Raw genomic sequence first — 1,326 nt, forward strand, 5'->3', positions numbered from 1 at the left:
GCACACCCGCATCCGCGCCGTGGTGCAGAAGGCCTTCACCCCCCGCCGGTACAAGGCCCTGGAACCGTTCATCCGGCAAAACGTCGTCGGACTGCTTGAAGAAATGCTGGCCCGGCCGGAAGGCCGCGGCGACATGGTCAAGGACCTTGCTTACGACGTCCCCACCATCACCATCCTCACCCTGATCGGCGCAGACGTGGCCCAGGTCGACACCTTCAAGCGCTGGAGCGATTCCCGCGCTGCCATGACGTGGGGCGACCTCTCTGACGACGAACAGATCCCGCACGCCCACAACCTCGTGGAGTACTGGCAGGAATGCCTCCGGCTGGTCAGGGTGGCTCACGAGGAAGGCGGCGACAACCTCACCGCGGACCTGGTCAAAGCGCAGCAGGACGGCGCCGAAATCTCCGACCACGAGGTCGCTTCCGTCCTCTATAGCCTGCTCTTCGCCGGCCACGAGACCACCACCACGCTGATCTCCAACGCCCTCCGCGAACTCCTGGCCCGCCCCGATCAGTGGAAGCAGCTGGTGGAGGACCCGAAGAAAATTCCCGCCGCCATCGACGAAGTCCTGCGCTACGCCGGCTCGATCGTCGGCTGGCGCCGCAAGGCCCTCAAGGACGCTGAAGTTGGCGGCGTCGCCATCGAAGAAGGCGCACAGTTGCTGCTCCTCATGGGCTCAGCCAACCGGGATGACACCAAGTTCGACGCCGGCGAGGACTTCGACATCACCCGCCCCAACGCCCGCGAGCACCTGTCCTTCGGGTTTGGCATCCACTACTGCCTGGGCAACATGCTCGCCAAGCTTCAGGCCAAGATCGCCCTCGAGGAAGTGGTCCGGCTCGTCCCGGAGCTGCAGCTGGAGCATCCGGAAACCATCTCCTTCCGGGAGAACCTCTCCTTCCGCGTCCCCGAGACCGTCCCCGTCACCTGGAAGGCCTGAGAAATATGCAGAGCAACGAATACGTCCAGTTCTTCGACGGCGGCATCGAACCGAAGCTCGAAAACCTTGGCGGCAAGGGCGCCTCCCTGGTCACCATGACCTTCGCCGGCATGCCCGTCCCGCCCGGCTTCGTGGTCACCACCGCGCAGTTCGATGCCTTCATGGAGGAAGCCGGGATCACCCGGGACATCCACCAGCTCCTTGCAGGACTGGACCCCGAAGACATGGGCCAGGTGGATAGGGTGTCCGCCGCGATCCGGGCGGACATCCGCTCCCGCGCGGTGCCTCAGGCCCTGCGCGAGCTCACCGTCGCCGCCTACGAGTCCCTGATGTCCCGCTTTGAGTCGCCGGTCCCGGTGGCCGTTCGCTCCAGCGCCACCGGG

2 protein-coding genes are annotated in these 1,326 nt (G+C 65.6%); both read left to right on the forward strand.

The window, feature by feature from the left end:
- Positions 1 to 943, forward strand: a 943-nt coding sequence (locus tag LQV45_RS33050) for a cytochrome P450 (RefSeq protein WP_230011894.1), incomplete at its 5' end; no start/stop codon positions are given.
- 5 nt (positions 944 to 948) lie between these two features.
- Positions 949 to 1,326 (forward strand): PEP/pyruvate-binding domain-containing protein (locus tag LQV45_RS33055; protein ID WP_230011897.1); only part of this gene is annotated, 378 nt, incomplete at its 3' end.

This window comes from Microbacterium sp. Bi128 (assembly GCF_918698205.1).